Source organism: Algoriphagus sp. (genome assembly GCF_024642405.1).
In the GTDB taxonomy this organism is placed as follows: Bacteria; Bacteroidota; Bacteroidia; order Cytophagales; family Cyclobacteriaceae; genus Algoriphagus.
Window position 1 is genome coordinate 1 of the sequence record NZ_JAHEBC010000172.1, and the last position, 7,975, is coordinate 7,975.

Consider the following 7,975-nt stretch of genomic DNA (forward strand, 5'->3'; position numbering starts at 1 on the left):
TTACCGTTTCCCAAGTCATGCAATTTTAATTCTTGGATCGCGTCGAGGTCTGAAAAATTCCAAACATTCCCTTCACGAGAAATGATTGCGGGAATTTCGATTTGATTCTTGTTTTTTCTGGAGTGCAGGTTGATTACTTGATGGTAAGCTTCGGATCGGGTAAATCCTTCCAAGGTGTATTCCCAATCGAAGCATCCGTCAAATATTGTTTCATTGGTTAGAGCAAATTCATAAGCCGTAACTATCTTTTCCATGGGATAAGATTCACCATCAATAACAGTTTGCTCGGTGTATTCTTTCTTCTCAAGTTCTTTTCCAAATAGGTTTAATGTTGGCAAATCATTGTGCTCAATGATTAATTCAGTAGGTTTTGTGGTTAAGTCTGAGCTAAAAATGTAGCCAGTTCTATAGTCAAGTCTAATTTCAATCCAGTTTCCTTCCACCTCCAATTCATGTGATATTTGCTTTTTCGACTTCTCGTCAAGGACTTTTTCGAAATAAACGACTTTGCCTATATCAATTCTTCCAACAATTTGTGCATCAAGGTCTGGTGCAGAATAAATTGTTGCCCCGAGCAGGTTAATCACTTGTTAGCTTTCTTTGCTTTGCGCAAAAAGGCATGATGAAATTAGGAAAAGGGTTAAGGTTAGGATTTTCATTCTTTGATCTGGGTTATTGGAGTAGCAATATCTCCTGCATAAAACACCACAATCTCAGCAGTTTCTGTCCCTTCATTCACGCCGTAATGAAATGTATTCACGAGTTCGATGATAGTATCACCAGCTTTTAATTCAAGTCTGTTTCCAAATTCATCAATCACCGTTAACTCCCCTTTTAGTAAAAGTCCTGCATTAATCACGAGGTGCTCATGCATTTCAAGTTTTGCTTTTGGAGGAATACTAGCCTTTAGGATGGTGACTTTTGGCTGGCCTTTGGGATAGTTAGGTAAGGTATCACCATTCCAGCTTTGGGTGCTTTCAGCTAGTTTTTCCATCAGTATCTCTGTATTAGTTTCCTCCTTATTATTACAGGAAAACAGAACTAAAAAAGAGAAAAGAACAAATCGGGTTTTGTGATCCATAAAGCTAAAACTAGGAATTTCTTTTAAAATAAGAATAAATTCTTCAACGCTTAAGAAGAGTTAACAATAATAAAAAAGGGACTATAAATAAGTCCCTTTTCAAGTAGAATTATGCCGGTAGGCTTGCTAGTCCATTTCCATCAGGTTTATTCTTTACTTGGCTTTTATCATTCAAAATCATCGTTTCACCATTTTCAGCCGAATATTTTGGCCAAGATGGAAGTTTACCTCCATTTGGACTACCGGTTCTCATAAATGCCAGCAAAGAAGCTGACATTGCATTTGAAAGCTTTCTTGGCCTATCACCGCCTCCTGTGTGTGTGTACATTCGATCCGTATTATCATACCAAAAACAGATATCAATGCAATGAAACGCTTTCATTCTTCCATTATAAAGGTTGGGTTCCCACCCAAACCAAGCCACATATACAGGAGCTTTTTGTTTCGATTTTGCATTTGCAGTGTTAATCGCACCTTGTCTGTTTGATACTACCATCGCCCAAATATCTGCTGGAGAAGCTTCAGGAAAATCTTGTCTATAGGCATTAACAATTTTTTCAGAATCTGCTCCGAATCGGGGTTGGATTTTTTCGACGACACCAGCCCAGTCAATCTTTTCCAGTTCGGGAGATGTACGGGTAGGATTCCATTCATGAAATGTAGTACATAGTAACATAGGGATGTCGGAAGCCAGTCCATTTGGATCAGAAAAGAATTGTCCTTTCGGAAGATTAACTCCATCTGCGACAGGGCTAAAACCTCCTCTAAAACCAATGTTGGGGTTATCCTGTCTCATTTTTTCCAAAGCCTTATTAGCTATGTCTATGTATTCCCTCCAACTTAATTCCTGAAGCTTATCGATTTGGTCTTGGGATAAACCCGCCTCATTTAATACATATTCTCCTAATTTTCTGGAATATTCCTGGGGTGTGGCCATGATCATAGATCCACTTAGGGGAATAGCTTTGTGTACAAGCCCTTTGGATGCAGGCATGGAAATGGTTGCAGTTACTTTTGCGCCACCACCTGATTGGCCCATAATAGAAACATTGCCAGGGTCGCCACCAAAATTAGAAATATTATCTCTTACCCATTCCAAAGATGCGATGATATCTAGTTGTCCCACATTTCCAGAGTGAACATATTTAGAGCCGCCTACCCCCGATAGATCTGTAAACCCTATTGGACCCAAACGATGATTAATTGATACAAAAACTATATCACCATTTTTACTGATGTTTTCACCATGATATCCATCTTGTTCGATTCCATTGCCATTGGTAAATCCGCCACCATGAAGCCAAACCATCACAGGCCTTTTTTTGCTGTCTAATGCCGGAGTCCAAACATTGAGCTTCAGACAATCTTCACTGACATCATCATAATTCCAGTGATCTGCGAAAGAAGAATGTGGATTTGCATATCGATTATCCATGATTTGAGGAGCTGTATTTCCCCACCAAATGGTAGGTTTAATATCTGTCCACTTCTCAGGTTTTAGTGGAGGCATAAATCGATTTTTACCAGATGTATCTGCGCCATAGGGAACTCCAAGGAAAGTATAAACATCGTTTAGGATATAACCTCGGATCTTTCCTGAATCTGTATTTGCAATCGCAATATCATCCCCTATTTGGAGGAATTGACCGCCACTTGGTGGATTAGAATTATTTTGGGCTAGGGTGGAAAATGGAACAGCAGAAGCTAATCCTAGACCAGCAGTTCCTACACCAACTTTTTTAAAAAATTCGCGTCTTTGATTTTTCATGATTTCGGGTCTCTTGTTAAAGGGTTGATTGACAGGAAAATATAAGGATTGATTATTTGAGTTAGTTAATCCAAGAACAAATTCCACTCATTTTTTATTTCAAAGGAATTTGTTGTTTCAAAATGAATAAATAGACCATAAAATCAAAAAAAAACCGACCACTTTTTAGTAGTCGGTTTTTAGTTTATTTGCCCTCAGGGTATTAAATCTTATTTCATAACTCACTAAGAAATCATTGTCCAACCATGAAAATAGCATTACTCAGCACGAGTTTTCCAGACTCCCAAAAGCCTCTGAAAATAGGATCATCTACGAAATAAACGATTTGACCTCTTCCTGCTCGTTCTGTGCCAATTGCCATGGATTCACCCATCTTAGATTTGATCTTATAGCCAATATAGCCTGTTCTATAAGCATCATTATTAGCAATGATTCCAGCGTTTACTCCTCTTGTCAGGTAAGAGTATCGGCTAGAATTGTTTTTCAAAGTGTAATATTTTCCACCGGTACCATATCCCAATGGATGAGTTTCATCCATGGTAATTTCATAAATTGCACCTGCGGCGCCACCTGAGATTGCAACCCGCTCACCTTCCTGATAAGGAGCTAATCTTTCTTCTTTTGCCAATGCTTCTGATTCTTTTTCTGCTGCTTTCTTTTCCTCATCCGTATCGAAGGTTTTCAATTCGAAACCTTCCTTATTTGCAAAAGCATTCAAAGCACCGTCTATTGCGATCATTTTTCCTCCTGCTCTCACCCATTCCATTACTTGATCCATTGCAGGCTTAGATAATCCTCCTCCCCGAGTGGAAGGCATGATCAAAACATCGTATTTGCTTAGATCATAACGACCCATATTTTCTAGCTCTAGGTTCACTAATGGATAATTCAACTCTTTCTCAAAGAAGTGCCAGATTGCTCCATAATTCAACGAGTTAGTTCCGGACCCTCCAATCAAAGCAACTTTTGGAGCTTTAATGATTCTGATATTAGGTGAGCCAAAATCTTTCCCTTTGTCCACATAGCCACTCATTGTGGTTGCAAGTGTGATTCCATATTTGTTCGCAATTTCAACTACTTTTTGATCAAAGTTTTCCACATATTCATTTCCTCCTTTGGTGATCAAAAGTGAACCTGCAGGAAAACTTTTCCCTTCTACTTCGAATGGAAATTCAGGATATTTTACCCGGATTCCAGTGTTTAACAATTCGGAAAGGAATGCAACATCTCTTGTTCCTTCCCAAGCTGCCATGTATGCAACTGGAGTTTTTCCGGCTTGGTTTAAATTGAATTCTGGTGCTTCATAAGCTCCAGCAGCATCAATTCTAGTTTCTATTGCATAGGCTTCCAATCCATATGCATAAGGCAAAGCCCAGCTTGTAATATCATAAGTTATGCTATCATGCAAAGCTGGATTTGGTTCAAAGAAAACCTGTGTCAAAACAGATTTTGGCTGGTAAGCATTGATGATAATGTCTTTTTCAGTAGTCGAGAAAGTCTGACTTTTTCCACTTTGGTACTCAAATCCTTTCAAACCGGATTTTGATCCGGCTTTACCATATATGATACCATTTTTATCAAGAAGTGTAAGCAATTTGGCCACTTGAGCAGGGTTACTTTCCCCTTTGATGACAAAGCTTTTATATTTTCCTTTTGGACTTGTTGAGTTCTCATCATAGAATTTTTCATATTCTTCGAGGAGTTTTTCTGAGTTTTGACTGGTTACTTCTGCTGCAGACATAGCAGCGGTATAATGCCCTGCAATTCGATAGCTTAAGGTTACAGTATCGCCCACAGAATTATAACCACCGATACCAGCTTGGCCACCACCACCTTGCTCAATGGTCATTCCTATCGCACCATTAAACATTGGGTAAGAGTCACCATATGAAGGGTAAAGTAAATCAAAACGCTCTTTGGTAAAATAGAATCTTCCTGCCTCATCAAAATACTTAGCAGTATTTCTTCCAAATGTATCCTGAAACTCATGTTGCCATGGAGTCAACTGTTCGTGTAAAGGCTCAGCTGCTGGAGCCATATAGAAAGGATTATTAATCCCTTGCTCATGAAAATCTAAATGCAATTGAGGCAACCACTGGTTATAAAGCTTCATTCTCGCCTGAGATTCTACCTGTACTTGCCAAGCCCAGTCTCTGTTCAAGTCAAATAAATAGTGATTGGCGCGACCACCTGGCCAAGGCTCGTTATGTTCCACTGATTGTAGATCTGGCTGCAACGTAGTATTCATTTTTTGATTATACCAGTTGGAATAGCGATCGCGTCCGTCGGGATTGATACATGGATCCAAAAGGATAACTTGATTCTCTAGCCACTCCTGAGATTTGGTATTGGCTGGATTTGCCAAAGTATAAAAAGAGGAAATAGCTGCTTCCATTCCTACGGATTCATTTCCATGAACATTGAAAGACATCCAGTTGATCGGTATAGAAGTGGTAGGATCGCCTTCCAATACTCCTGCTCTTTTCAAATTGTCTTCTCGGATTTGTTCAATCCTTGCCATGTTTTCTTCAGAGGCGATGATTGCAACAATGAGTGGGCGTTTCTCATTAGTTTCACCGTATTGGATCAACCTTACGTTGGGATTATTTGCAGCGACATGCTCAAAATAATCTACCATTCGGTGATGAGGAGTAAATCGATCACCGGGCTTGTATCCCAAAAATTGCTCGGGTGTCTGGATTTGGGACCAGGAACAAATAGTGATCGAAAAAACGAATAAATTTAAGAGTAATAATTTTTTCATAGGAGGAGGTTTCAATTGGAAGGTTGAATTTAAAAGGAATTGTCTATCTGAACTGCACCGATTAAAAAAAAGCTTTTGTTTATCTTTTTCTGCAGCTTTTTTGAATTGATTTATCCAAATCGATGTCATGGTATTCTCTAATGTGACAAAAGTTCCTGTGTAGTATCTTAGATATCCCCACATTTGTAGTATCAATTTTAAACAATAGAAAGAAATGTATTTTCAGCACGTATATGATAAAACTCTTGCTCAGGCAAGTTATTTCATTGGATGTCAAGCCAAAGGAGAAGCAATAGTGATTGATCCTCAGAGGGATATGGATGTCTATCTGGCTATTGCAAAGCAAAACAACATGAAAATCACTCATATTACGGAAACGCATATCCATGCAGATTTCCTGAGTGGTTCTAGAGAATTAGCCGCAGTAACCGGTGCAAAACTCTATTTATCAAACGAAGGCCCATCTGAATGGCAATATGAATTTGACCATGAGGGATTATATCATGGGGATAAAATCAAGGTAGGAAATTTGACTTTAGAAGTTTTGCATACTCCTGGTCATACCCCAGAAAGTATCAGCTTTTTACTGACAGACCATCCCGCTACAGATCAGCCAGTGATGGTATTTACGGGAGACTTTGTCTTTGTTGGGGATGTGGGAAGACCGGATCTTTTGGAAAAAGCTGCTGGAATAGTAGGAACACAGGAAAAAGGAGCTAAGCAGATGTATGAGTCTGTTCAGCGCTTTGCAAAGCTTCCAAGCTATGTACAAGTTTGGCCTGGACATGGTGCAGGTTCTGCCTGTGGCAAAGCTTTGGGCTCTGTTCCAAGTTCAACAGTAGGATATGAAAAAATCAGAAACTGGGCATTTCAGTTTGCCACAGATGAAAAAGGATTTGTAGACTATCTATTGGACGGGCAGCCAGAACCCCCAAAATATTTTGCTATGATGAAGCACTTAAATAAAGTGGATAGACCACTTCTTGTGGAAGTGCCAAAGCATCCAAAACTGACTCAAGAGCAATTTCTTGCTGCTCAGAAAGATGGGTTGAAAGTAATCGATACAAGAAATAAGGTAGACTTTGCCAAAGGCTTCTTACCGGGAAGTATCAATATTCAAGGAAACAATTCTTTCTCTACTTGGGCCGGATGGATTTTAAACTACCAGGAGCAATTTATTCTAGTGGCAGAGGAAAGTCAAATGGAAGATCTGACTCGAAAATTGATGCGAATTGGACTGGATAATATTTATGGTTTCATTGAGGATGTTTCTGAATTGGGAATGGATTTGCAAAAAGCAGATGTAATCGACATTGAGGAGTTTGAGACGCTGATTGACCAAGAAAATGTGCAGATCGTCGATGTTAGAAATACGACTGAATTCAATGCAGGACATATTGAAGGTGCAGATCATATTTTCGTAGGCACTCTTGTAGATAATCTGGATAAAATCAGCAAGGACAAGCAAGTCGTCATTCATTGTCAAAGTGGGGACCGCGCTGCAATCGCCTATTCATTACTCAGAAAAAATGGATTTGACCAAGTGAAAAACTACTCAGGTGGAATGAAGGAGTGGAAAGAAAGAGAAAAGGATTTGGCGAATGCCTAAAGAATAATGTAACAAATAAACAATAATAGATATGAATTTCTTCTCAGCAATATTTGGATCAAAAGACAATACCAAATTAATCGATGCGATCCAAGAAGGTGCTTTTCTAGTGGATGTAAGGTCTGCTGGTGAATTTGCCTCAGGGTCAGTTAAAGGAGCTGTAAATATCCCTTTGGATAGAGTCGGCAGCCAATTGGCAAAATTTAAAGGCAAGAAAAACATTGTTGTATTTTGCAGAAGTGGCAACCGAAGTGGACAGGCGAAAAGTATTTTAGAGCAAAATGGTTTTCAAAATGTCATTAACGGAGGCACGTACAGCAATGTCAATCAGTGTATAGGTTAAATAGGTTTGGAACAATAGAAAGGGAGAGTCATTAGGTTCTCCTTTTTTAGAAACTGGAATTTTGATATGAATTTTTGGGATCAGCGATACAGTCAACCAGACTTTGCTTATGGTATAGAGCCTAATGAGTATTTAAAATCCAAACTCATAGACCTGACTCCTGGACGGATTTTATTTCCTGCGGAAGGAGAGGGAAGAAATGCTGTATTTGCCGCTAAATTAGGATGGGATGTGTTTGCTTTTGATACCAGTATTGAAGGTAAGAAGAAGGCAGCGAAACTTGCCTTGATAAATAGAGTTGCAATTGATTATCGGGTTGAAGATTTGGAAGAAGTGGATTACCCAACACATTATTTTGATGCGATTGCATTTTCCTATACTCATTTCCCTGAAGTCAAAAGAAGGATTTT

Annotated in this window: 7 protein-coding genes; 3 read left to right on the forward strand and 4 right to left on the reverse strand. The window is 39.1% G+C overall.

Annotation, left to right across the window (positions count from 1 at the left end):
• The 4 genes from Q0L68_RS12920 to Q0L68_RS12935 form a co-directional block, all read right to left on the reverse strand.
• Positions 1–587 (reverse strand): SH3 domain-containing protein (locus Q0L68_RS12920; RefSeq protein WP_296703809.1); only part of this gene is annotated, 587 nt, incomplete at its 3' end.
• A gap of 68 nt (positions 588–655) precedes the next feature.
• Positions 656–994: a cupin domain-containing protein gene (locus Q0L68_RS12925; RefSeq protein ID WP_296703813.1), complete on the reverse strand. Its 339-nt coding sequence runs from the start codon at positions 992–994 to the stop codon at positions 656–658.
• A gap of 196 nt (positions 995–1,190) precedes the next feature.
• Entirely contained in the window at positions 1,191–2,849 is a 1,659-nt protein-coding gene (locus Q0L68_RS12930) for a carboxylesterase family protein (RefSeq protein WP_296703815.1), read from the reverse strand.
• 232 nt (positions 2,850–3,081) lie between these two features.
• Entirely contained in the window at positions 3,082–5,613 is a 2,532-nt protein-coding gene (locus tag Q0L68_RS12935; protein ID WP_296703817.1) for a M14 family metallopeptidase, read from the reverse strand.
• Positions 5,614–5,827: 214 nt separating this feature from the next.
• Here Q0L68_RS12935 and Q0L68_RS12940 point away from each other — a divergent pair, with 214 nt between their 5' ends.
• The 3 genes from Q0L68_RS12940 to Q0L68_RS12950 all read left to right on the forward strand — a co-directional run.
• Positions 5,828–7,222, forward strand: coding sequence for an MBL fold metallo-hydrolase (locus Q0L68_RS12940; RefSeq protein WP_296703820.1), 1,395 nt, complete (start codon positions 5,828–5,830; stop codon positions 7,220–7,222).
• A 31-nt stretch (positions 7,223–7,253) separates the two neighbouring features.
• Positions 7,254–7,565, forward strand: coding sequence for a rhodanese-like domain-containing protein (locus Q0L68_RS12945; protein ID WP_296703825.1), 312 nt, complete (start codon positions 7,254–7,256; stop codon positions 7,563–7,565).
• Between the two features lie 66 nt (positions 7,566–7,631).
• A partial coding sequence (locus tag Q0L68_RS12950; protein WP_296703828.1) for a bifunctional 2-polyprenyl-6-hydroxyphenol methylase/3-demethylubiquinol 3-O-methyltransferase UbiG occupies positions 7,632–7,975 on the forward strand: 344 nt, incomplete at its 3' end.

Excerpts from the sequence above, each read along its gene's own strand:
- Q0L68_RS12945 (WP_296703825.1), top strand. The coding sequence starts at position 7,254 with ATGAATTTCTTCTCAGCAATATTTGGATCAAAAGACAATACCAAATTA.
- Q0L68_RS12930 (WP_296703815.1), bottom strand. The coding sequence starts at position 2,849 with ATGAAAAATCAAAGACGCGAATTTTTTAAAAAAGTTGGTGTAGGAACT.
- Q0L68_RS12925 (WP_296703813.1), bottom strand. The coding sequence starts at position 994 with ATGGAAAAACTAGCTGAAAGCACCCAAAGCTGGAATGGTGATACCTTA.
- Q0L68_RS12940 (WP_296703820.1), top strand. The coding sequence starts at position 5,828 with ATGTATTTTCAGCACGTATATGATAAAACTCTTGCTCAGGCAAGTTAT.
- Q0L68_RS12935 (WP_296703817.1), bottom strand. The coding sequence starts at position 5,613 with ATGAAAAAATTATTACTCTTAAATTTATTCGTTTTTTCGATCACTATT.